Below are 22,599 nucleotides of genomic sequence, written 5' to 3' on the forward strand. Positions count from 1 at the left end.
TCACCCACGGTGTGGTGGGATTCCCGTCATGGGAATCAAGGTGGCGCTGGAGCATCGCACCAGCTACACGTTCGACCGGCTGGTGGAGGTGTACCCGCACGTGGTGCGACTGCGCCCGGCACCGCATTCCCGCACCCCGATCGAGGCCTACTCGTTGCAGGTGGAGCCGGCCGACCATTTCATCAACTGGCAACAGGATGCCTTCGGAAACTACCTGGCGCGGTTGGTCTTTCCGAACCGGGCCAGCAGCCTGACCATCACGGTCGGCCTGATCGCCGATCTCAAGGTGATCAACCCCTTCGACTTCTTCATCGAGGACTGGGCCGAGACGGTTCCGTTCGCCTACCCGGCGGCGCTGGCCGAGGATCTCAAGCCCTACCTGCGGCCCGTCGAGGGATCCGACGAGCTGACCGCGGCGTGGGTGAAGAACTTCACCGTCGAGCCCAACTGCCGGACCATCGACTTCCTGGTGGCGCTCAACCGTGCGGTCAACGCCGACGTCGGCTACAGCGTGCGGATGGAACCCGGCGTGCAGGCACCGGATTTCACGTTGCGCACCGCGATCGGCTCGTGCCGGGATTCGGCGTGGCTGCTGGTCGCGATCCTGCGCAAGCTGGGCTACGCCGCGCGGTTCGTGTCCGGCTACCTGGTCCAGCTGACCTCCGACGTGGAAGCGCTCGACGGACCGTCCGGCCCGGCCGCCGACTTCACCGATCTGCACGCCTGGACCGAGGTCTACGTTCCCGGTGCCGGCTGGATCGGGTTGGACCCCACCTCCGGATTGTTCGCCGGCGAGGGACACATCCCGCTGTCGGCCACCCCGCACCCGGAGTCGGCCGCGCCGATCACCGGCGCCACCGGCCCGTGTGAGACCACCCTGGAATTCACCAATGTGGTGACCCGGGTGCACGAGGACCCGCGGGTCACGCTGCCCTACACGCCGGCCGCCTGGTCGGCCATCGTGGATCTGGGGGAGAAGGTCGACGCCCGGCTGGCGGCCGGCGATGTCCGGCTGACCGTCGGCGGAGAGCCGACCTTCGTGTCCATCGACAATCAGACCGACCCGGAGTGGACCACCGAGGCCGACGGTCCGCACAAACGGCAGCGCGCCTCCGCGCTGACCGCCCGGCTGAAGAAGGTGTGGGCCCCGCACGGCCTGGTGCAGCGTAGCCAAGGCAAGTGGTATCCCGGAGAACCGTTGCCGCGCTGGCAGATCGGATTGTTCTGGCGACCGGACGGCGAGCCGGTGTGGAGCGACCCGACACTGCTGGCCGACCCGTGGGCCGAAAGCCTGCCGACACCGGTTCCCGACGGATCCGACGGCCGGTTGCTCGCCGCCGTCGCGGCCGGACTGGGGTTGCCGCCGACCCAGGTGCGCCCCGCCTACGAGGACGCCCTGGGCCGGCTGGCTGCCGCGGTGCGCAGGCCGGCCGGGGATCCGGTGGTGGCCGCGGACGACCTGGCCGACGACGACGCGGACCGGCGCGGTGCCCTGCTGGCCCGGCTCGACGAGCCCGTCGTCGAGGCCGCCGCGTATGTGCTGCCCCTGCATCGCCGCGAGGACGATTCGGGTTGGGCCAGCGCGGACTGGAAACTGCGCCGCGGCAGGATCGTGCTGCTGGAGGGTGATTCGCCGGCCGGCCTGCGGCTGCCGCTCAACTCGATCAGCTGGCAGCCACCGCGCCGCACCTTCGAGGCGGACCCGCTGACGTCCCGCGGCGCGTTGCGGCGCGGTCCCGCACCGCAGCAGGCGCCCGTCGAGCAGACCGAGGACGCGCCCACCACGGCGCTGGTGGCCGAGATCCGCGCCGGCTTCCTCCACGTCTTCCTGCCGCCCACCGACACCCTGGACGATTTCACCGACCTGGTGTCGCGCATCGAGGCCGCCGCCGCGGAGATCGACACGCCGGTGGTGATCGAGGGGTACGGGCCGCCGCACGACGCCCGGCTGACGTCCATGACCGTGACGCCCGACCCCGGCGTCATCGAGGTCAACGTCGCACCGACGGGCACCTTCGCCGAGCAGCTGGTGCAGCTGGAGACGCTGTACGAACAGGCCCGGCTGGCCCGGCTGTCCACCGAGTCGTTCGACGTGGACGGCACCCACGGCGGCACCGGCGGCGGCAACCACATCACCCTCGGTGGGGTCACCCCGGCCGATTCACCACTGCTGCGCCGGCCCGACCTGCTGGTGTCGCTGCTGACCTACTGGCAGCGTCACCCGTCGCTGTCCTATCTGTTCGCCGGCCGGTTCGTCGGCACCACCTCGCAGGCCCCGCGGGTCGACGAGGGCCGCTCGGAGTCGTTGTACGAGTTGGAGATCGCCTTCGCCGAGATCGCGCGGCTCAACGAGATCGGCGCGTCGAAACCCTGGGTGACGGACCGGGCCCTGCGGCACCTGCTCACCGACATCACCGGCAACACCCACCGCGCCGAGTTCTGCATCGACAAGCTCTACAGCCCCGACAGCCCGCGGGGCCGGCTCGGCCTGCTGGAACTGCGCGGCTTCGAGATGCCGCCGCACCACCAGATGGCGATGGTGCAATCGCTGCTGGTGCGATCGCTGGTGGCATGGTTCTGGGACGAGCCCCTGCGCGCCCCGCTGATCCGGCACGGCGAGAACCTGCACGGCCGATACCTGTTGCCGCACTTCCTGATCCAGGACATCGCCGACGTCGCCGCCGACCTGCGGGCGCACGGCGTCGACTTCGACACCAGCTGGCTGGACCCGTTCACCGAGTTCCGCTTCCCGCGGATCGGTACCGCGGTGTTCGACGGGGTCGAGCTCGAACTGCGCGGGGGCATCGAACCGTGGAATGTGCTCGGTGAGGAATCCACCGCGGGCGGCACCGCGCGCTACGTCGACTCGTCGGTGGAACGGGTGCAGGTGCGCCTGATCGGGGCCGACCGGCACCGCTACGTCGTCACCGCCAACGACCACCCGGTCCCGTTGCTGGCCACCGACAAGGCCGACGTCCAGGTCGGCGGGGTGCGGTACCGGGCGTGGCAGCCGCCCAGCGCGCTGCACCCGACCATCACCGTCGACGCCCCGCTGCGGTTCGAGCTCGTCGACGTCCTGACCGGCACGTCCAAGGGCGGCTGCACCTACCACGTCGCGCACCCGGGCGGGCGGGCGTATGACACCCCGCCGGTCAACGCCGTCGAGGCCGAATCCCGCCGCGGGCGCCGGTTCGAAGTGGCCGGGTTCACACCGGGCCGGGTGGACCTGTCCGATATCCGGGAGAAGCAGGCCCGTCAGTCCACCGATATGGGCGCGCCGGGCATCCTCGATTTGCGCCGGGTGCGTACCGTTCTGCGGTAATGGTCCTTCGCACGAACGGCTCACCGGAGCCGAACATCGGTGTGACCGCCACCGCCCCGGGCTCCACCGAGGATGTGCTGGTGGGGTATCGCGCTGCCCGCGCGCAGCAGGCCCTCTTCGACATCCGCGGGATGGCGGGCAGTGGCTACGACGAATTCGTCGACCCCGCCGGCGGCATCCGCCCCACCTGGCAGGAGCTCGCCGAGTGCGTCGCCGACCGCGGCCGCGGCGGCCTGGACCAGCTGCGCGCGACGGTGCGCGGCCTGGTCGACGACGACGGCATCACCTACGTCCACGTGGACCCGTCCGCACCGGCCAGCAACGGTGTCGCGGTGCCCTGGCACCTCGACGCGCTGCCCCTGCTGGTGTCGGCGGGCGACTGGAACACCCTGGAAACGGGTCTGGTGCAGCGGTCCCGGCTGCTGGACGCCGTGCTGACCGACCTGTACGGCGACCGCCGGTCCATCACCAGCGGGGTGCTGCCACCACAATTGCTGTTCGCCCATCCCGGCTATGTCCGGGCCGCGCACGGTATCGAGGTGCCCGGTCACCATCAACTGTTCCTGCACGCGTGCGATATCAGCCGCGCCGCCGACGGCACCTTCCGGGTGAACGCCGACTGGACGCAGGCGCCGTCGGGCGCCGGATACGCGATGGCCGGCCGCCGCGTCATCACCCACGCCGTCCCCGAACTGTACGAGCGGGTGGGCCCGCGCCCGGCCTCACCGTGGGCGCAGGCCCTGCGGCTGGCCCTCATCGACGCCGCCCCGGACACCGCCGAGGAACCCGTCGTCGTGGTGCTCAGCCCGGGCGCGCATTCCGAGACCGCGTTCGACCAGGCCTATCTGGCTACCGTGCTGGGCTTCCCACTGGTGGAGAGCGCCGATCTGGTGGTGCGCGACGGCCGGTTGTGGATGCGCTCGCTGGGCACCCTGAAACGGGTCGACGTGGTGCTGCGCCGTGTCGACGCCGAATACGTCGACCCGCTCGACCTGCGCGCCGACTCCCGGCTCGGGGTGGTGGGGCTGGTCGAGGTGCTCCGCCGCGGCGGGGTGACGGTGGTCAACACCCTGGGCAGCGGCATCCTGGAAAGCCCTGCGCTGCTTCGCTTCCTGCCCGAGCTGGCCGAGCTGCTGGTGGGTGAGACACCGCAGCTGCACAGCGGCGGGGTGTATTGGGCCGGCTACCCGAACGAGCTCTCGCACATCCGGGCCAACCTGGCCGCCTTGCTCATCAAACCGGTCGACGGTGGGCGCACCATCGTCGGGCCGACCCTGTCGCCGGCCCGGCGTGAGGAACTCGGCGCCCAGATCGCGGCCACCCCGTGGCGCTGGGTGGCCCAGGAGTTGCCCGAATTCTCTTCGGCGCCCACCGATTACTACAAGGGCGGGCTGTCGGCGGCCAGCGTGGGCATGCGGTTGTTCACGGTCGCCCAGCGTGGCGGCTACGCACCCATGATCGGCGGCCTGGGATTCCTTCCCGCTCAGGGCAGTTCGGCGTACACCCTGAACACGGTCGCCGCCAAGGACATCTGGGTGCGCACCCCGGAGCGGGTCAGGGCGGTGCCGACACCGTCGGTGGAACCGGCTCCGACCTATGTCGCCGCCGAAGCGGCTCCGGTGATGACCCCGAGCCCGACCCGGGCGGTCAGCTCGCCGCGCGTGCTGTCGGACCTGTTCTGGATGGGCCGGTACGCCGAGCGCGCCGAGCACATGGCGCGGTTGCTGACCGTCACCCGCGAGCGCTACCACGAATACCGGTACCGCCAGGACATGGCGGGCAGCCAATGCGTGCCGGTGCTGCTCGCGGCGATCGGATGGATCACCGGCACCGACACCGGCGGCGGCGACGACCACGAGATGATCGCCGTCGCACCGAGCACGCTGTGGGCGGTGACCGCCGACCGGCGCCGGCCCGGCTCACTGGCGCAGTCGGTGGAACGGCTCGGCCTGGCGGCCCGCGGCGTGCGTGACCAGATGTCGAACGACACCTGGATGGTGCTGGCCGCGGTGGAGCGCGCCATCGGGCACCGGGCCGCCACCCCGCCGGAGTCGCAGACCGAAGGTGACGCCTATCTGGCGGCCGCGCACAGCCAGACGCTGGCGGGCATGCTGGCGCTGTCCGGGATGGCCGCCGAGTCGATGGTGCAGGACGTCGGCTGGACGATGATGGACATCGGCAAGCGCATCGAGCGGGGCCTCGGGCTGACCGCCCTGCTGCGCGCCACACTGACCGAGGTGCGCAGCCCCGACGCCGAACAGACCGTCACCGAATCCACCCTGGTGGCCTGCGAATCGTCGGTGATCTACCGCCGCCGGACCCTCGGTAAGGTCAGCCTGGCCGCGCTGGCCGACCTGGTGCTGTTCGAGGGTGAGAACCCGCGGTCGCTGGCCTATCAACTGGAGCGGCTGCGGGCGGGGCTCAAGCGGTTGCCGTCGGCCTCCGGCGCGTCCCGCCCGGAACGGCTCGTCGACGAGATCGCCGCCCGGCTGCGCCGCACCGACCCGCAGGACCTGGAGTTGGTCGCCGCGGACGCGGGTGGTGAGACCCGCGCCGAACTGGCCGACCTGCTCGACGGTATTCATGCCGGCCTGCGCGACCTGTCGGGCCTGATTACCGCGTCGCACCTGTCCCTGCCCGGCGGCATGCAGCCGCTGTGGGGACCCGACGAGAGGCGGGAGCTGCCGTGAGCTCACGCGGATACGAGATCACCCACCGCACCACGTACCGGTATTCCGACGTGGTCACCAGCTCCTACGGCCGCGGCTTCCTCATCCCGCGCAGCTCGTCCCGGCAGCGGTGCCTGGCCCACGACCTGCTGGTGGATCCCGAGCCGGCCGACAGCTCCACCGGTCGCGACGCGTACGGCAACATCAGCTCCTATTTCCACGTCACCCAACACCACCGCATGCTGACGGTGACCAGCCGTTCGGTCGTCGAGGTCGACGTGCCGTCACCCGACCAGTACGACGACGCCGAGCTGCGGCTGCCGTGGGAACGGGCCCGGCCGGCCGGGCTGGCCTGCGAATTCGCCATGGACCTGGTGCCGCCGGAGATCGACGACGCCGTCATCGCCTACGCCGCACCGACTTTCACGCCGGGGCGGCCCCTGATCGACGTCGTGCGCGAACTCACCACCCGCATCTACACCGACTTCAACTATCTGCCGGGATCCACCACCGTCTCCACCGGCGTTGCGGAGGTGCTGGCCGCCCGTGAGGGTGTGTGCCAGGACTTCGCCCGGCTGGCCATCGCTTGCCTGCGGGCCAACGGGCTGGCGGCCAGTTATGTCTCCGGATACCTGGCCACCGACCCGCCGCCCGGCAAGGAGCGCATGGTCGGCGTCGACGCCACCCACGCCTGGGCGTCGGTGTGGACGCCGGGGGACCGCTGGGTGGCCTTCGACCCGACCAACGACCAATTGATCGACGAACGCTACGTCGTCGTCGGGTTCGGCCGGGATTACGCCGACGTGCCCCCGTTGCGCGGCATCATCTACACCGACTCGGAGAGTAGCGTGATAGACGTCGCGGTCGACGTCGCGCCGTACTAGGGGGAGTGTGCATGCGGGACTTCACGTGTCCGACCTGTGGTCAGCGGCTCGCCTTCGAGAATTCGGTGTGCCTGTCCTGTGGTGCGGCGCTGGGCTTTTCGCTCGACGACATGGCGCTGCTGGTGATCACCAGCGGCGAGGCGAGTGCGAACGCCGGCGCGGTGCACCACGCCGAATACCAGCTTTGTGCCAATCTGCATCTGGCCGAATGTAATTGGCTGGTGCGGACCGCGGATCAACGACTCTGCGTGTCCTGCGCGCTGACCCGCACCCGGCCGGGTGACGATGACGCCAAGGCGCTGGCCGCCTTTGCGATCGCCGAGAAGGCCAAGCGGCGCCTGATCGCCGAACTGCATGAGTTGCGGCTGCCGATCGTCGGGCGTGACCTGGATCCCGACTATGGGCTGGCGTTCGACCTGCTCTCCAGTGAGCATCAGCAGGTGCTGACCGGACACGTCAACGGCGTGATCACCCTGGATCTCGCCGAGGGCGACGACGTGCACCGCGAACAGCTGCGGGTCGAGATGTCCGAGCCGTATCGCACCCTGCTCGGGCATTTCCGCCATGAGATCGGCCATTACTACTACTACCGGCTGGTCGAGGCGGTGCCCGATTACCGCAAGCGGTTCGAGGAGCTGTTCGGCGACCCGGATGCCGACTATCAGGCCGCGCTGGACCGGCACTACCGCGACGGCGCGCCCGCGGGCTGGGATGAGGACTACGTGTCGTCCTACGCCACCATGCACCCGGCCGAGGACTGGGCCGAGACCTTCGCGCACTACCTGCACATCCGCGACACCCTGGACACCTCGGCGGCGTTCGGGTTCGCCCCGGCCAGCGCCACCCTCGACCGGAAAGTCCTGGGGCCCAGCGGGTTCGATACCATCATCGAGATGTGGTTGCCGCTGGCGTGGGCGCTGAACATGGAGAACCGCTCGATGGGCAAGGACGACCTGTACCCGTTCGTGCTACCCCCGGCCGTCCTGGAGAAGATGCGCTTCATCCACACCGTCATCGACGAGGTCACGACGGCGGCGGCAGCGTGAGCAGGCTCTCCGCGGTGGCGGTCACGGCGTCGGCGGCCGAGCGTGGCTGCCAGCCCAGCTCGGCGGCCGCCTTGGCGCTGCTGACCCGTTTCGGTTCGCCGAGCAGCCCGGCGAACACCTCCAGCTCCGGCCGCTGCGCCGCGACGGCGCGGAACTCGTCGTCGTCGGCCACCCGGTCGGGGACCTGCGCGGCGCGCGCACCGAGGCGGTCGCGCAGGGTGGCCGCGATCTGCGGCAGGGTGACCGCCTCGCCGGCACTGGCCAGATAACGCTGCCCCGCCGCGCGCGGCGCCGTCATGGCTCGCAGGTGCAGATCGGCCACATCCCGCACGTCGACGACGGCGAAAGACGCCCGCGGCAACGGTGCGGGCTGGCCACGGAGCAGCGCCGCGATGATGCCCACCGAGCTGGACAGGTCGGGCCCGAGCACCGGGCCGAACACACCGACGGGATTGATCACCGTCAACTCCGGTGCGCCCGGATGGTCGGCCGCGAAGTCCCACGCCGCGCGTTCGGCGAACGTCTTGGACAGCACGTACGGGCTGTTCTCGTCGGAGGTGTCGGTCCAGTCCGCCTCGTCGTAGACCCAGCCCGAGGGCCGCGGGCTGTAACCGACGGCGGCGAACGACGAGGTGAGCACCACCCGCCGGACGCCGCACGCGGCGGCGGCGCGCAGCACCCGCAGGGTGCCCTCGCGGGCCGGCGCGATGAGCTCGTCGGGATCGTCGGGCTGCCGCGGCGGGAACGGCGACGCCATGTGCAAGACGTAGGTGGTGCCGGCCACGGCGTCGGCCCAGCCGGCGTCCTGCGCCAGGTCGGCGATGGCGAAGCTCAACCGGTGAGTGTCGGCGCCGGCCCGGCCCAAGGTGTCACGCACCTCGGCGACCCGGGCCGCGGAGCGCACCGTGGTGCGAACCGGGTGGCCCGCCGCGAGCAACTGCGTGATGGTATGTCCGGCAAGGAATCCCGAGCCGCCCGTGACGAGTACCAGCTGCTTGTCGTCGGTCAACGTTGTGCGCCTTCCTGCTGTAGTAGTCGATCCCCGAGCGCGACGAGTTCGGGGATCAGGCGTTCTTCGGTGTCGCGGTCACCGCGGTGGCGGGCCGCCCACATCTGCGCCTTGGCCGCGACGTAGCGCCGCCGCAGCTCCAAGCGGGCGATCTCGTCACCGAGCCGCCGTGCGTGCTCGGCGAACAGTCGGTGCTGGTCGGCCGCGGCTGCGCCGGCGTCGTCGTCGGGGCCGCCGCGCATGTTCTGGACGTAGCTGCGCATGTCCCGCACCGACATGCCGGTGCCGCGCAGGCAGGCCAGTGCCTCGGCCGCCGCGACGGCGTCCGGCGGGTATCTGCGGTGGCCGCTGCTCTCGTCCCTGGGCACCGGTTCCAGCAGGCCGACGCGTTCGTAATACCGCAACGCCGACTCCGCCAGCCCGGTGCGCCTGGACACCTGCGCGATGGTGAGGTCACCGGTGGTCCGCCCGGCCAGGTCGATCGCCATGCCACCACTCTGCCGAACTTGAAGCGCTTCAAGTCAAGCTCGTGTGTCACGGTCGGGCGACGAGGGCATGTCGCACCGTCGTAAAGCCGGCGCGGCTTCCTAAGATCGCCCGGTGACTGATCGCTACGGCTCCGACATCCTGGCCCGAAACCCGCACACCCCCAAGCGGGTTCGCTCCGTCGAGCACCCGGCGGACAAGGGCCTGGTGGTCGAGGAGCCGACCAGCGGGTTCGTCGGCGCGGTGGTGCGTGTCGGCAACAACCGGGTAGAGCTGGAGGACCGCCACGGCCGGATCCGGTCCTTCCCGATGGGCCCGGGGTTCCTGGTGGAGGGCAAGCCCGTCATCCTGACCGTGCCCAAGGTGGCCAAGGCCCCGGCCCGCACCGCGTCCGGCTCGGTGGCCGTCACCGGTGCGAAAGCCAAAGTGGCGCTGGCCAGCCGGATCTACGTGGAGGGCCGCCACGACGCCGAGCTGGTGGAGCAGGTGTGGGGCGCCGACCTGCGCATCGAGGGTGTGGTGGTCGAATACCTGGGCGGTGTCGACGACCTGGCCGCCATCGTGGCCGAGTTCCAGCCCGGGCCGGGCCGCAAGTTGGGCGTGCTGGTCGATCACCTGGTCGAGGGCTCCAAGGAGTCGCGGATCGCGCAGGCCGTCGGCAACGGCCCGTACGGTGCACACACCCTGGTGGTCGGGCACCCGTTCATCGACATCTGGCAGGCGGTCAAGCCGGCCCGGCTGGGCATGCAGCAGTGGCCGGTGATCCCGCGCGGCACGGACTGGAAGCACGGCATCTGCGCCGCCCTGGGCTGGCCGCACGCCACCCAGGCCGATATCGCCGGAGCCTGGCAGCGCATCCGCGGGCGGGTGCGGGACTGGAACGACCTGGAACCCGCGCTGATCGGCCGGGTCGAGGAGCTCATCGACTTCGTGACGGCACCCGCAGCGCTGTCGTGACGCCGTGGTAAGCAGGGAGCGTGTCTGACAGCCTGTTCGATGTGCCCGGCGGGGAGCCCTCGTCCTCGGCCCGCATCGACGCGCCGTCGGCCTCCAGCCCGCTGGCGGTGCGGATGCGCCCGGCCACCCTCGACGACGTCGTCGGCCAGCAGCACCTGCTCAAACCGGGCTCGCCGCTGCGCCGCCTGGTGGAGGGATCGGGCGCGGCGTCGGTCATCCTGTACGGCCCGCCCGGCACCGGCAAGACCACCCTGGCGTCGCTGATCTCCGGGGCCACCGGCCGGCGTTTCGAGGCGCTCTCGGCGCTGTCGGCCGGCGTGAAAGAGGTGCGCGCCGTGATAGATCAGGCCCGACGAGCGGCCATCCACGGCGAACAGACCGTGTTGTTCATCGACGAGGTGCACCGGTTCTCCAAGACCCAGCAGGATGCGCTGCTGGCGGCCGTGGAGAACCGGGTGGTGCTGCTGGTCGCGGCGACCACGGAGAACCCGTCGTTCTCCGTGGTGGCCCCGCTGCTGTCCCGCTCGCTGATCCTGCAGTTGCAGCCGCTGGGCGCCGACGATATCCGCACCGTCATCCGCCGGGCGGTCACCGATCCGCGCGGGCTGGGCGGCGCCGTTGCCATCGACGATGACGCGGTGGAGTTGCTGGTCAAACTGTCCGCCGGTGACGCGCGCCGGGCGCTGACCGCCCTGGAGGTCGCCGCCGAAGGGGGCGAACGGATCACCGTCGCGATCGTCGAGCAGTCGCTGGATCAGGCCGCGGTGCGTTACGACCGCGACGGCGACCAGCACTACGACGTGATCAGTGCGTTCATCAAATCGGTGCGCGGGTCCGATGTCGACGCCGCCCTGCACTACCTGGCCCGGATGCTGACGGCGGGGGAGGACCCGCGGTTCATCGCGCGCCGCCTGATGATCCTGGCCAGCGAGGACGTCGGGATGGCCGACCCGACCGCATTGCCGACCGCGGTGGCCGCGGCGCAAACCGTAGCGCTGATCGGCCTGCCGGAGGCGCAGCTCACGCTGGCGCACGCGACGGTGCACCTGGCCACCGCGCCGAAGTCGAACGCCGTCACCACCGCGCTGGGACAGGCGATGGCCGACATCCGGGCCGGCAAGGCCGGGCTGGTGCCGGCGCACCTGCGCGACGGGCACTATTCGGGGGCGTCCAAACTGGGTAACGCGATCGGTTACAAGTACGCCCACGATGCACCGGGTGGCGTTGCGCCCCAACAGTATCCACCAGACGAGTTGGTGGGAACAGACTACTACCGGCCCACCACGCACGGGGCCGAACGCGAGATCGGCACCCGGCTGGACAAGCTGAGGGCCATCGTGCGACGGAAGCGGTGAACCGATGAAAACCGAAGTGCTCGACATCGACACCACCCGGCGGCGGATCGTCGACCTCACCGGTGAGGTACGCCGATTCTGCGCCGCCCAGGGCGGCGACGGCCTGGTGCACGTGTTCGTCCCGCACGCCACGGCCGGGCTGGCCATCATCGAGACCGGTGCCGGATCCGACGACGACCTGGTGGATGCGCTGCAGCGCCTGCTGCCCCGCGACGACCGCTACCGGCATGCGCACGGTTCACCGGGACACGGCGCCGATCACGTCCTGCCGGGGCTGGTGTCCCCGTCGGTCAGCGTGCCGGTGGGCGACGGTGCACCGCTGCTGGGCACCTGGCAGAGCGTGGTGCTGGTGGACCTCAACCGGGACAACCCGCGTCGCTCGGTGCGGCTGAGCTTCCTGCGCGGTTAAACCAGCTCGGGCACCCGCAGGTGGGCGATCGCCAGCTCGAACTCCGCCTCGTCGACCTCGGAGGCACCCGCGGCCCGCATCGACGCCACCTTGAGTGCGGTGGCCTGGTCGCGGTTGTCCACCATGGCGTCGCGGCTGCTGAACGAGACCGACGACACCCCGCGCCCGGTGGCGCGGTCGATCAGCAGGCTGGCGCTGCAGAACCCGGGCAGGTGCTCCACCTGCGGCAGCACCGCCCCGCGGAAGTAGTCGATGCCCGCGTCCACCAGATCAGGAGGTACCGACACCCAGGTGGCCCGCACACAGGCGCGCCGATCCGAGCTGTGCTCCCGGTGCAGGACCGCGATCTCCCAGTTCTCCGCCCAGGCCGTGCCGCCGAACTCGCCGGCCGCCCGATTCCGCATCTGCGCGGTCTCCTCGAAACTGGAGCGCATCGCGTCCTCGGACTCCCAGGCGGTGACGATGATGCACCGACCGGATTCCCGGTCGGCCATCAGCGACAGGCCCACCCAGCCGGGCAGTTCTGGCAACGCCGGCATCACCTCGTCGCGGACATGGGCGATCCCGGCGTCGATCTTGTCCAGGCGCGCCATCACCGTGGTAGAACGTGCGAACACGGTCCACCCCCTTCGGGTCGGGGCAGCGCCCCGGTGGCGCCACCGGTCACCCACAACTGTCCTCCCGCGCCGCGCCACGCACAATGGGGTAAACGGCGCGATGAGCAGCCCGGTACTGTTATGCGGTCGACCACCGGCCCCAGCGAATTAAGGACAGCAGCACGTGCAGACACACGAGATCAGGAAGCGTTTCCTCGATCATTTCGTGAACGCGGGACACACCGAGGTGCCCAGCGCTTCGGTGATCCTCGACGATCCCAACCTGCTGTTCGTCAACGCCGGCATGGTCCAGTTCGTCCCGTACTTCCTGGGCGCCCGCACCCCGCCGTACGAGACCGCGACCAGCGTGCAGAAGTGCATCCGCACCCCCGATATCGACGAGGTCGGTATCACCACCCGGCACAACACCTTCTTCCAGATGGCCGGCAACTTCAGCTTCGGCGCCTATTTCAAGAAGGGGGCCATCGAGCTGGCGTGGTCGCTGCTGACCAACCCGGTGTCCGAGGGTGGGTACGGATTCGACCCCGAAAGGCTCTGGGCCACGGTCTATCTCGACGACGACGAGGCGATCGGGCTGTGGCAGGAGGTCGCCGGGCTGCCGGCCGAACGCATCCAGCGCCGCGGCATGGCCGACAACTACTGGTCGATGGGCATCCCCGGACCGTGCGGCCCGTGCTCGGAGATCTACTACGACCGCGGCCCCGAATACGGCATCGACGGCGGGCCGGAGGCCAACGAGGACCGCTACATCGAGATCTGGAATCTCGTGTTCATGCAGAACGAGCGCGGTGAGGGCACCTCGAAGGACAACTTCGAGATCCTCGGGCCGCTGCCGCGCAAGAACATCGACACCGGCATGGGTGTCGAACGCATCGCCTGCCTGCTCCAGGGCGTGGACAACGTCTACGAGACCGACCTGGTGCGGCCCGTCATCGACTTGGTCGCCGGCATCGCCCCGCGCGGGTATGCCCAGGGCAACCACGATGACGACGTGCGCTACCGGATCATCGCCGACCACAGCCGCACCGCGGCCATCATCATCGGCGACGGGGTCAGCCCCGGCAACGAGGGCCGCGGCTATGTGCTGCGCCGGCTGCTGCGCCGCATCATCCGGGCGGCCAAGCTGCTCGGCGTCGAGCAACCGATCATGGCCGAGTTGATGAGCACCGTGCGCGACGAGATGGGGCCGTCCTACCCGGAACTGGTCACCGATTTCGAGCGCATCAACCGCATCGCGGTGGCCGAGGAGACCGCCTTCAACCGAACCCTGACGGCCGGGTCGAAGCTGTTCGAGGATGCGGCGGCATCGACGCGTGCGGCCGGCAAGTCCACGCTGTCGGGCACCGACGCGTTCACCCTGCACGACACCTACGGCTTCCCGATCGACCTGACCCTGGAGATGGCCGCCGAGGCCGGACTGACCGTCGACCAAGAGGGCTTCCGCGGCCTGATGGCCGAGCAGCGCCAGCGCGCCAAGGCCGACGCCGCGGCGCGCAAACAGGCCCACGCCGACCTGTCGGCCTACCGCGACCTGGTGGACGCCGGCCCCACCGAGTTCACCGGTTTCGACGAATTGTCTTCCGAGGCACGGATTCTCGGTGTCTTCGTGGAGGGCAAGCGGGTTCCGGTGGTGGACCACGAGAGCGCCAAGGGGCAGCGGGTCGAGCTGATCCTGGACCGCACCCCGTTCTACGCCGAGTCCGGTGGGCAGATCGCCGACGAGGGTGCCATCACCGGCACCGGCGCCTCGGTCACCGCGAAGGCGGCCGTCACCGACGTGCAGAAGATCGCCAAAACGCTGTGGGCGCACCGCGTCACGGTGGAGTCGGGTGAGTTCGTCGAAGGCGACACCGTGACCGCCGAGGTCGACGCGCGGTGGCGCCACGGCGCCACGCAGGGCCACTCGGGCACCCACATGGTGCACGCCGCGCTGCGACAGGTGCTGGGGCCCAACGCCGTTCAGGCCGGCTCGCTGAACCGGCCGGGTTATCTGCGCTTCGACTTCAACTGGCAGGGCGCGCTGACCGATGAGCAGCGCGCCGAGATCGAGACGGTGACCAACGAGGCCGTGCAGGCGGACTATGCGGTCAACACCTTCAACACCGAGCTGGAGAAGGCCAAGGCGATGGGCGCCATGGCGCTGTTCGGCGAGAACTACCCGGACGAGGTCCGGGTGGTCGAGATCGGCGGGCCGTTCTCGCTGGAACTGTGCGGCGGCACGCACGTGCGCAGCTCCGCGCAGATCGGCCCCGTCACCCTGCTCGGCGAATCCTCCGTCGGCTCCGGGGTGCGCCGCGTCGAGGCCTATGTCGGGCTGGAGTCGTTCCGGCACCTGTCCAAGGAACGCGCGCTGATGGCGGGGCTGGCGTCCTCGCTGAAGGTGCCCTCCGACGAGGTGCCGGCACGGGTGGCCAACCTGGTGGAGCGGCTGCGGGCCGCCGAGAAGGAACTCGACAAGGTGCGGCTGGCGAATGCGCGGGCCGCGGCGGCCAACGCCGCCGCCGGCGCGGAGACCGTCGGCAAGGTGCGCCTGGTGGCGCAGCGGATGGCCGGCGGCATCTCGGCCGGTGACCTGCGCAGCCTGGTCGGCGATATCAAGGGAAAGCTGGGAGCCGAACCCGCGGTGGTCGCGTTGATCGGTGACCCGGGGAAGAGTGCCGGCGAGGACGATGCGGTGCCGTTCGTGGTGGCGGTCAACGCCGCCGCGCAGGATCTCGGGTTCAGCGCCAACGATCTGGTGAAGCAGTTGGGTGCTGCGGTCAACGGCCGTGGGGGCGGCAAGGCCGATCTGGCACAGGGTTCCGGCAAGGGGGCGGCGGGTATCGACGCGGCGTTGGCCGCGCTACGCGCTGAGATCGCCCGGAGCTGAGGGCGTGGGCGACACCGAGCGTCTGCCGGACAGGCCGGGTTCCGACGATCCCGGCCGGGGCCGCAGGCTCGGTATCGACGTCGGCACGGTGCGTATCGGGGTGGCCGGCTGCGATCCGGACGGGATCCTGGCCACGCCGCTGGAGACGGTTCGTCGCGAGCGCGACGGCCGTCATCTGCGCAGGCTGGTGAAGCTCGCCGCCGAACACGAGGTCGTCGAGGTCGTCGTCGGGTTGCCGCGCACCCTCGCCGACCGGGCCGGCACCTCGGCGCACGACGCCGTCGAGCTGGCCGATACCCTGGCCGCGCGGATCGCGCCGATCCCGGTGCGCCTCGTCGATGAGCGGCTGACCACCGTGAGCGCGCAACGCGCACTGCGGGATGCAGGTGTCCGAGCCAAGAACCAGCGGACCATGGTCGATCAGGTTGCGGCAGTATCGATTCTGCAGACCTGGTTGGACCAGCGCCGGTCCGCGCAAGGGATTGCCGATGACTGAAGACTGGAGTACCGACCGTCACGAACCGGTCGCGGTCGGACCGCCGCGGCGCCGGATGAGCCGGGCCGCGCGGGCCCGGGCACGCCGCATGCAACGCCGCAGGCGGTTCTTCAGCGGGGTGGCGGTGGCCGTCCTGGTCGTGGTGGTGCTGGGCGTCGTGTTCCTCGGCTCCAGGTTGTGGCACGGGATGTTCGGTGGCAACGACTTCGCCGGTGACGGCACCGCCGATGTGGTGATCGAGGTGCACAGCGGGGATTCCACCACCGCGATCGGCCAGACGCTGCAGCAAGAGAACGTGGTGTCCTCGGCGAAGGCGTTCGTCGAGGCGGCCACGGGCAACGACGCCATCGCGGCGATCCAGCCCGGGTTCTACAAGTTGCGCACCGAGATCCCCGCGTCGGGCGCGGTGACCCGGCTGGCCGACCCGAAGAGCCGGGTGGGACAGCTGGTCATCCCCGAGGGCCGCCAGCTCGACGACGTCGCCGATGTGAAGACCAATGCGGTGACCGACGGTATTTTCACGCTCATCTCGAAGGCCTCGTGCGTGGACATCAACGGGGAGCACCGGTGCGTGCCCGCCGAGGATCTCAAGAAGGCTGCCGGCTCGGCCGACCTGACCGCGTTGGCGGTGCCGGCCTGGGCCACCGCACCGGTCACCGCGATGGGGGCCGATCACCGCCGGCTGGAGGGGCTGATCGCCCCGGGCAGTTGGAACGTCAACCCGTCGGGCTCGGCGCAGGACATCCTGGGCAGCCTGATCAAGGCGAGCGCGGCGCAGTACGAGGCCAACGGCCTGCTGGACGCGGCCGCCACGACACGCCTGACGCCGTACCAGATTCTGGTGGTGGCCTCGCTGGTGCAGCGCGAGGCCAAACCGCAGGACTTCGCCAAGGTGGCCCGGGTGATCTACAACCGGCTGGCCGAGCACCGCAAGCTGGAGTTCGACTCGACGGTCAACTACTCGCTGGACCGCCAGGAGGTGGCGACCACCGACGCCGACCGGGCCCGGGTGACGCCGTGGAATACCTATGCCTCCGAAGGACTTCCGGCCACCCCGATCTGCTCGCCGGGCCAGCCGGCGCTGGCCGCGGCCGAGAACCCGGCGCCGGGGGACTGGCTGTATTTCGTCACCATCGACCTGCAGGGCACCACGCTGTTCACCCGCGACTACGAGCAACATCTGGCGAATATCGAACTGGCCAAGCACAACGGGGTTCTGGATAGTGCAAGGTAGGGGGGTCGGCCGGAAGGCTGCCGTCCTGGGCTCACCGATCAGCCACTCTCGCTCGCCCGATCTGCACCTGGCGGCCTACCGCGCGCTCGGCCTGACCGACTGGACCTACGAGCGCATCGAGTGCACGGCCGAACAACTGCCCGGGCTGGTCGGCGGCCTCGGCCCGCAGTGGGTGGGTCTTTCGGTGACCATGCCGGGCAAGTTCGCCGCCCTGCGGTTCGCCACCGAGCGCACCGCCCGCGCCGCGCTGGTCGGCTCGGCCAACACCCTGGTGCGCACGGACACCGGCTGGCGCGCCGACAACACCGATATCGACGGCGTGGTCGGTGCCCTCGTGGCGCATGTCGACGGCCCGCGGCGGGCCGCCGTGCTCGGTTCGGGGGGCACCGCCCCGGCCGCGGTGGTCGGCCTGGCGACGCTGGGCGTGCGCGAGATCGCCGTCGTCGCCCGCAACCCGGAGAAGGCGGCGCCGTTGGTCGCCCTGGCCGAACCACTCGGGGTAGCGGTGCGCTGGGTGCCACTCGGCACCACGGTCGACGCGGATGTGGCGGTCAGCACCCTGCCCGCCGGTGTCGCCGCCGAGTACGCGCCGACCGTCGCCGGGGTGCCCGTGCTGCTGGACGCGATCTACGACCCATGGCCCACGCCGCTGGCCGCCGCGGTGACCGCGGCCGGCGGCGCGGTGATCAGCGGCCTGCACATGCTGTTGAACCAGGCCTTCGCCCAGGTGGAGCAGTTCACCGGGCTGCCCGCCCCCAAAGAGGTGATGAGGCAGGCACTCGGCGGGCTTTAGCCTCGAAGAGTGGCGCTGCTGTTGTCCGGGTGCCTGGCGGTGGCATGGTTGATCGCGTTGAGCGGCTTCGATATTCGGCACCGTCGGCTACCCAATGTGCTGACGCTGCCCGGTGCCGCCGTGGTGCTGGGCGCGGCGGTGCTCGCCGGGCGTGGCTGGCCCGCGCTGGCCGGGGCCGCCGCCCTGACCGGGGCGTATCTGCTGGTGCACCTGGTGGCGCCGGCCGGCCTGGGTGCCGGTGACGTGAAACTGGCGATCGGGCTGGGTGGCCTGGCCGGGGCCTTCGGTGCCGACGTGTGGACGCTGGCGGCGATCGGTGCTCCGCTGTTGACCGGGGTGTACGCCGTGACGGCCCTGGTGCTGGGCCGGCACGGCCCGGTGCCGCACGGGCCGTCGATGTGTGCGGCGACGGCCGCGGCCGTGACGCTGGTCCTGGTGTAGGCCCTACGGTGGGCTCATGTCCGTGCGCGCCGCCACCACCGAGGATCTGCCCGCCATCGCCGCGATCTACGCGCACTACGTGACCACCAGCGTCGCCACGTTCGAACTCGAGGCGCCCGACGCCGCCGAATGGCACCGGCGATTCGCGGCGATCACCGACGCCGGACTGCCGTTCGTGGTGACCGAACACGACGGTGCGGTGGCCGGCTACGCCTACTGCGCGCCGTGGAAGACGCGTCCGGCCTACCGGGCCACCGTCGAGGACTCCATCTACATCGCGCCGTGGGCCGTCGGTAAGGGTCACGGGGGACGCCTGTTGGGGGCATTGCTGGACGCCGCCCAGACGGCCGGGGTGCGGGAGATCATCGCCGTGATCGCCGATTCCGGAGACCCGGCCTCGGTGCGCCTGCACCAGCGGTTCGGGTTCCGGACCGCGGGACGGCTGGAGCGCGTGGGGTACAAACACCAGCGCTGGATCGACACCGTGCTGCTGCAGTGGAGTGCACCGGTCGACGGATTGGGTCGGCCGGATGCCCGCATGGGAGAATGACACCCGTGTTGCGTTGGACTACCGCTGGTGAATCCCATGGCCGCGCCCTGGTGGCAATGGTCGAAGGCATGGTTGCGGGGTTGTCCGTCACCTCCGACGATATCGCCACCCAGCTGCAGCGGCGCCGCCTCGGCTACGGCCGCGGCGCCCGGATGAAATTCGAGAAGGACCAGGTCACCGTGCTGGCCGGGGTGCGCCACGGCGTGACCCTGGGCGGACCCATCGCCATCGAGATCGGCAACACCGAGTGGCCCAAGTGGGAGACGGTGATGGCCGCCGACCCGGTGCCGGCCGAACAGCTGGACAGCGACGCCGCCCGCAACGCGCCCCTGACCCGGCCGCGGCCCGGCCACGCCGACTACGCCGGCATGCTCAAGTACGGCTTCGACGACGCCCGCCCGGTGCTGGAGCGCGCCAGCGCCCGCGAGACGGCCGCGCGCGTGGCCGCCGGCACCGTGGCACGCGCCTTCCTGCACCAGGCCCTCGGTGTCGAGGTCATCTCGCATGTCATCTCGATCGGCGCCTCCAAGCCGTACGACGGTCCCGCCCCGCTGCCGCAGGATCTGGACCGCATCGACGCCAGCCCGGTCCGCGCCTTCGACGAGCAGGCCGAGCAGGCCATGATCACCGAGATCGAGGCCGCCAAGAAGGACGGCGACACCCTTGGCGGTGTGGTCGAGGTGGTGGTCACCGGCCTGCCGATCGGGCTGGGTTCGTTCACCAGCGGCGACAACCGACTCGACAGCCAACTGGCCGCCGCGGTGATGGGCATCCAGGCGATCAAGGGTGTCGAGATCGGTGACGGTTTCGAGACCGCGCGCCGGCGCGGCAGCGTCGCCCACGACGAGATGTACCCCGGACCCGACGGCGTGCTGCGCTCGACCAATCGCGCCGGCGGCCTGGAAGGCGGGATGACCAACGGTCAGCCGCTGCGGGTGCGGGCGGCCATGAAACCGATCTCCACGGTGCCGCGTGCGCTGGCGACCGTCGACATGGCCACCGGGGACGAGGCCGTCGCCATCCACCAGCGCTCCGACGTGTGCGCCGTGCCCGCCGCCGGTGTGGTGGTGGAGACCATGGTCGCGCTGGTGCTGGCGCGGGCCGCGCTGGAGAAGTTCGGCGGCGACTCGCTGGCCGAGACCAAGGCCAACGTCGACAGTTACCTGGCCGCGGTGCGGGAGCGTGAACCGGCCCAGCAGGCCTCGGGATAACCCATGGCGCCCAAGGCTGTACTGGTGGGGATGCCGGGATCCGGTAAGTCCACGATCGGGCGGCGCCTGGCCAAGGCGCTGCAGGTGCCGTTGCTGGACACCGACGCCATGATCGTGGAGACCACCGGCCGCAGCATCGCCGACATCTTCACCGACGGGGAACAGCAGTTCCGCCAGATCGAGGCCGACGTGGTGCGCGCCGCGCTGGCCGAGCACGAGGGTGTGGTGTCGCTCGGCGGCGGTGCCATCACCACGCCGGCCGTGCGCGAGGCGCTGGCCGGGCATACCGTCATCTACCTGGAAATCAGTGCCGCCGAAGGGATTCGGCGTACCACCGGCAGTGCGCGCCCGCTGCTGGCCGGTGACGACCCGGCGGAGCGGTACCGCACCCTGATGGCCCAGCGGGTACCGCTGTACCGCGAGGTGGCCACCATGCGGGTCAACACCAACCGGCGTAACCCGGGCGCCGTCGTCCGGCACATCGTCACCCGGCTGGACGGCTGCGGGCAGGGGCACCGTTCCCGGCGCCGGCGCCGCCCGCCGTGGCGGCGGCCCACCATCTTGAACCCGGCCCCCACCACCGATGCGCCGCCCACCCCGGCGGCGCTGGCCCGACGAGCAGAGGCGCGCAATGAGTGAACCCGTGACGGTGGACGTTCAGGTCGACCGCCCGTACCCGGTCATCATCGGCACCGGGTTGCTCGAAGACCTCGGCCGCGTCCTGGAGGGTAGGCACAAGGTGGCGGTGCTGCACCAGCCCACGCTCACCCAGACCGCCGAGGCTATCCGGAAGCACTTGCAGGACAAGGGGATCGACGCGCACCGCGTGGAGATCCCGGATGCGGAGGCCGGTAAGGAGCTGCCCGTCGTCGGCTTCCTGTGGGAGGTGCTCGGCCGGATCGGGGTGGGCCGCAAGGACGCCCTGGTCAGCCTGGGCGGCGGCGCGGCCACCGACGTCGCCGGCTTCGCCGCGGCCACCTGGCTGCGCGGCGTGGACATCGTGCACGTGCCCACCACCCTGCTCGGCATGGTCGACGCGGCCGTCGGCGGCAAGACCGGCATCAACACCGATGCCGGCAAGAACCTCGTCGGCGCGTTCCATCAGCCGCTGGCGGTGCTGGTGGACCTGGCCACCCTGCAGACGTTGCCGCGCAACGAGATCGTGGCCGGCATGGCCGAGATCGTGAAGGCCGGCTTCATCGCCGACCCCGTCATCCTGGACCTCATCGAGGCCGACCCGGAGGCCGCCATCGACCCGGCCGGGACGGTGCTGCCGGAACTGATCCGGCGCGCGATCGCGGTCAAGGCCGAGGTGGTCGCCGCCGACGAGAAAGAGTCGGCGCTGCGCGAGATCCTCAACTACGGGCACACGCTGGCGCACGCGATCGAGCGCCGCGAGCGGTACAAGTGGCGCCACGGCGCCGCGGTATCGGTGGGGCTGATCTTCGCCGCCGAGCTGGGGCGCCTCGCCGGTCGCCTCGATGACGACACCGCCGACCGGCACCGCCGGGTGCTGACGGCGCTGGGGCTGCCGGTCAGCTATGACCCCGATGCGCTGCCGCAACTGCTGGAATACATGGCCGGGGACAAGAAGAACCGGTCGGGCATCCTGCGGTTCGTCGTGCTCGACGGTCTGGCCAAGCCGGGCCGGCTGGAAGGGCCGGACCCGAGCCTGCTGGCCGCCGCCTATTCGGTGGTCGGGAACCCGTAACCGCTACTCGGCGCGCTCGGGCTGCACGGCCGCGAACACGTCCGTGTCGGCGCGTTCGTCACCCTCGCGGCGCCGCTCGTACGGCGGCGCCTTGCGATCGACCGTCCAGCGGCCGATGGTCACCGCCACGACACCGGCCAAGAAGACCAGCAGCGCGGTGAACGCCGCGAACGAGGTCAGCTCACTGATCAGGTTGCCGGTGTACACCGCCGGGTAGACCAGCCCGATGAACCAGGTGACCAGGTCGCCGAGCAGGCCGGCGACCAGGCCGGCCAGCAGCCAGACCATCGCCAGGTCGGCGCGCCGGTCCGGGTCGGACTGGGCGGTGGCATCCGCCCGGCCGTCCAGGTAGCCCCACACGAGCACGGGTACGGCCAGGAAGAGGCCCAGCGCCGGGCTGATCCAGCCGGCCTTCGTCGGGAAGGCGTCGACCAGTGCACCCTGGATCAATCGCAGGACCACCACCACCGCCGCGAACACGAGTCCGCGCAGCAACCACTTGCTCATGAGGGCACAGCGTAGCGAGTACCGTCAGCGGTC

General features: G+C 70.7%; 20 protein-coding genes. 16 read left to right on the forward strand and 4 right to left on the reverse strand.

Annotated elements, in window-relative coordinates:
- Nucleotides 1-28 precede the first annotated feature (28 nt).
- The 4 genes from BN977_RS29890 to BN977_RS29905 are packed head-to-tail and all read left to right on the forward strand — an operon-like array spanning nucleotide 29 to nucleotide 7,921.
- Nucleotides 29-3,322: a transglutaminase family protein gene (locus tag BN977_RS29890; RefSeq protein WP_036403682.1), complete on the forward strand. Its 3,294-nt coding sequence runs from the start codon at nucleotides 29-31 to the stop codon at nucleotides 3,320-3,322.
- A complete protein-coding gene (locus BN977_RS29895; RefSeq protein ID WP_084172721.1) occupies nucleotides 3,322-6,012 on the forward strand; it encodes a circularly permuted type 2 ATP-grasp protein in 2,691 nt (896 codons plus the stop codon). Before BN977_RS29890 ends, BN977_RS29895 begins: the two co-directional genes overlap by 1 nt.
- Complete coding sequence (locus BN977_RS29900; protein ID WP_024452877.1) at nucleotides 6,009-6,875, forward strand: transglutaminase family protein; 867 nt, start codon at nucleotides 6,009-6,011, stop codon at nucleotides 6,873-6,875. Before BN977_RS29895 ends, BN977_RS29900 begins: the two co-directional genes overlap by 4 nt.
- Before the next feature lie 11 nt (nucleotides 6,876-6,886).
- Nucleotides 6,887-7,921, forward strand: a complete 1,035-nt coding sequence (locus BN977_RS29905; protein ID WP_036403684.1) for a zinc-binding metallopeptidase family protein — start codon at nucleotides 6,887-6,889, stop codon at nucleotides 7,919-7,921.
- On the opposite strand, the gene BN977_RS29910 is transcribed toward BN977_RS29905, so the two are convergent.
- Both BN977_RS29910 and BN977_RS29915 read right to left on the reverse strand, forming a co-directional pair.
- A complete protein-coding gene (locus tag BN977_RS29910; RefSeq protein ID WP_109790307.1) occupies nucleotides 7,899-8,930 on the reverse strand; it encodes an SDR family oxidoreductase in 1,032 nt (343 codons plus the stop codon). The two genes, BN977_RS29905 and BN977_RS29910, sit on opposite strands and share 23 nt — an antisense overlap.
- On the reverse strand, nucleotides 8,927-9,418 hold the full coding sequence (locus BN977_RS29915; RefSeq protein ID WP_036403686.1) for a MerR family transcriptional regulator: 492 nt from the start codon (nucleotides 9,416-9,418) through the stop codon (nucleotides 8,927-8,929). Before BN977_RS29915 ends, BN977_RS29910 begins: the two co-directional genes overlap by 4 nt.
- Nucleotides 9,419-9,530: 112 nt before the next feature.
- On the opposite strand from BN977_RS29915, the gene BN977_RS29920 reads away from it, so the two are divergent.
- Genes BN977_RS29920 through BN977_RS29930 form a run of 3 tightly spaced genes read left to right on the forward strand, consistent with a single transcriptional unit; the run spans nucleotide 9,531 to nucleotide 12,137 of the window.
- Nucleotides 9,531-10,373: a DUF3097 domain-containing protein gene (locus BN977_RS29920; RefSeq protein WP_024452873.1), complete on the forward strand. Its 843-nt coding sequence runs from the start codon at nucleotides 9,531-9,533 to the stop codon at nucleotides 10,371-10,373.
- A 20-nt stretch (nucleotides 10,374-10,393) separates the two neighbouring features.
- Nucleotides 10,394-11,728: a replication-associated recombination protein A gene (locus tag BN977_RS29925; RefSeq protein ID WP_036403688.1), complete on the forward strand. Its 1,335-nt coding sequence runs from the start codon at nucleotides 10,394-10,396 to the stop codon at nucleotides 11,726-11,728.
- Between the two features lie 4 nt (nucleotides 11,729-11,732).
- A complete protein-coding gene (locus BN977_RS29930) occupies nucleotides 11,733-12,137 on the forward strand; it encodes a secondary thiamine-phosphate synthase enzyme YjbQ (RefSeq protein ID WP_024452871.1) in 405 nt (134 codons plus the stop codon).
- Here BN977_RS29930 and BN977_RS29935 read toward each other — a convergent pair.
- On the reverse strand, nucleotides 12,134-12,754 hold the full coding sequence (locus BN977_RS29935) for a hypothetical protein (RefSeq protein WP_036403690.1): 621 nt from the start codon (nucleotides 12,752-12,754) through the stop codon (nucleotides 12,134-12,136). The two genes, BN977_RS29930 and BN977_RS29935, sit on opposite strands and share 4 nt — an antisense overlap.
- A gap of 163 nt (nucleotides 12,755-12,917) precedes the next feature.
- Here BN977_RS29935 and alaS point away from each other — a divergent pair, with 163 nt between their 5' ends.
- Genes alaS through aroB form a run of 9 tightly spaced genes read left to right on the forward strand, consistent with a single transcriptional unit; the run spans nucleotide 12,918 to nucleotide 22,059 of the window.
- A complete protein-coding gene (alaS, locus tag BN977_RS29940; protein WP_036403692.1) occupies nucleotides 12,918-15,623 on the forward strand; it encodes an alanine--tRNA ligase in 2,706 nt (901 codons plus the stop codon).
- A 4-nt stretch (nucleotides 15,624-15,627) separates the two neighbouring features.
- Nucleotides 15,628-16,119 carry a Holliday junction resolvase RuvX gene (gene ruvX, locus BN977_RS29945; RefSeq protein WP_036403694.1) on the forward strand — a complete coding sequence of 164 codons (492 nt, stop codon included), beginning with the start codon at nucleotides 15,628-15,630 and terminating at the stop codon, nucleotides 16,117-16,119.
- Nucleotides 16,112-17,353 (forward strand): endolytic transglycosylase MltG, encoded by a 1,242-nt coding sequence (mltG, locus tag BN977_RS29950; RefSeq protein ID WP_036403696.1) that lies wholly within the window; start codon nucleotides 16,112-16,114, stop codon nucleotides 17,351-17,353. Before ruvX ends, mltG begins: the two co-directional genes overlap by 8 nt.
- Nucleotides 17,343-18,146: a shikimate dehydrogenase gene (locus tag BN977_RS29955; RefSeq protein WP_036403698.1), complete on the forward strand. Its 804-nt coding sequence runs from the start codon at nucleotides 17,343-17,345 to the stop codon at nucleotides 18,144-18,146. The genes mltG and BN977_RS29955 overlap by 11 nt, the downstream gene beginning before the upstream one ends.
- Nucleotides 18,147-18,155: 9 nt before the next feature.
- The gene (locus tag BN977_RS29960) at nucleotides 18,156-18,587 is read left to right on the forward strand and encodes a prepilin peptidase (protein WP_036403700.1); all 432 of its coding nucleotides are present in this window, start codon (nucleotides 18,156-18,158) and stop codon (nucleotides 18,585-18,587) included.
- Between the two features lie 16 nt (nucleotides 18,588-18,603).
- Nucleotides 18,604-19,137 (forward strand): GNAT family N-acetyltransferase, encoded by a 534-nt coding sequence (locus BN977_RS29965; protein WP_051562055.1) that lies wholly within the window; start codon nucleotides 18,604-18,606, stop codon nucleotides 19,135-19,137.
- Between the two features lie 5 nt (nucleotides 19,138-19,142).
- Nucleotides 19,143-20,348 carry a chorismate synthase gene (gene aroC / locus BN977_RS29970; RefSeq protein WP_036404924.1) on the forward strand — a complete coding sequence of 402 codons (1,206 nt, stop codon included), beginning with the start codon at nucleotides 19,143-19,145 and terminating at the stop codon, nucleotides 20,346-20,348.
- 3 nt (nucleotides 20,349-20,351) lie between these two features.
- A complete protein-coding gene (locus BN977_RS29975; protein ID WP_024452863.1) occupies nucleotides 20,352-20,987 on the forward strand; it encodes a shikimate kinase in 636 nt (211 codons plus the stop codon).
- Complete coding sequence (gene aroB, locus BN977_RS29980; protein WP_036403702.1) at nucleotides 20,980-22,059, forward strand: 3-dehydroquinate synthase; 1,080 nt, start codon at nucleotides 20,980-20,982, stop codon at nucleotides 22,057-22,059. Before BN977_RS29975 ends, aroB begins: the two co-directional genes overlap by 8 nt.
- 3 nt (nucleotides 22,060-22,062) lie before the next feature.
- Here aroB and BN977_RS29985 read toward each other — a convergent pair whose 3' ends face one another.
- Nucleotides 22,063-22,566, reverse strand: coding sequence for a B-4DMT family transporter (locus BN977_RS29985; protein ID WP_024452861.1), 504 nt, complete (start codon nucleotides 22,564-22,566; stop codon nucleotides 22,063-22,065).
- Nucleotides 22,567-22,599 lie beyond the last annotated feature (33 nt).

This window comes from Mycolicibacterium cosmeticum (assembly GCF_000613185.1).
Classification (GTDB): Bacteria; Actinomycetota; Actinomycetes; order Mycobacteriales; family Mycobacteriaceae; genus Mycobacterium; species Mycobacterium cosmeticum.

Excerpts from the sequence above, each read along its gene's own strand:
- BN977_RS29965 (WP_051562055.1), top strand. The coding sequence starts at position 18,604 with ATGTCCGTGCGCGCCGCCACCACCGAGGATCTGCCCGCCATCGCCGCG.
- BN977_RS29905 (WP_036403684.1), top strand. The coding sequence starts at position 6,887 with ATGCGGGACTTCACGTGTCCGACCTGTGGTCAGCGGCTCGCCTTCGAG.
- BN977_RS29930 (WP_024452871.1), top strand. The coding sequence starts at position 11,733 with ATGAAAACCGAAGTGCTCGACATCGACACCACCCGGCGGCGGATCGTC.
- BN977_RS29890 (WP_036403682.1), top strand. The coding sequence starts at position 29 with ATGGGAATCAAGGTGGCGCTGGAGCATCGCACCAGCTACACGTTCGAC.
- BN977_RS29985 (WP_024452861.1), bottom strand. The coding sequence starts at position 22,566 with ATGAGCAAGTGGTTGCTGCGCGGACTCGTGTTCGCGGCGGTGGTGGTG.
- BN977_RS29895 (WP_084172721.1), top strand. The coding sequence starts at position 3,322 with ATGGTCCTTCGCACGAACGGCTCACCGGAGCCGAACATCGGTGTGACC.
- BN977_RS29975 (WP_024452863.1), top strand. The coding sequence starts at position 20,352 with ATGGCGCCCAAGGCTGTACTGGTGGGGATGCCGGGATCCGGTAAGTCC.
- BN977_RS29915 (WP_036403686.1), bottom strand. The coding sequence starts at position 9,418 with ATGGCGATCGACCTGGCCGGGCGGACCACCGGTGACCTCACCATCGCG.
- mltG (WP_036403696.1), top strand. The coding sequence starts at position 16,112 with ATGACTGAAGACTGGAGTACCGACCGTCACGAACCGGTCGCGGTCGGA.
- aroB (WP_036403702.1), top strand. The coding sequence starts at position 20,980 with ATGAGTGAACCCGTGACGGTGGACGTTCAGGTCGACCGCCCGTACCCG.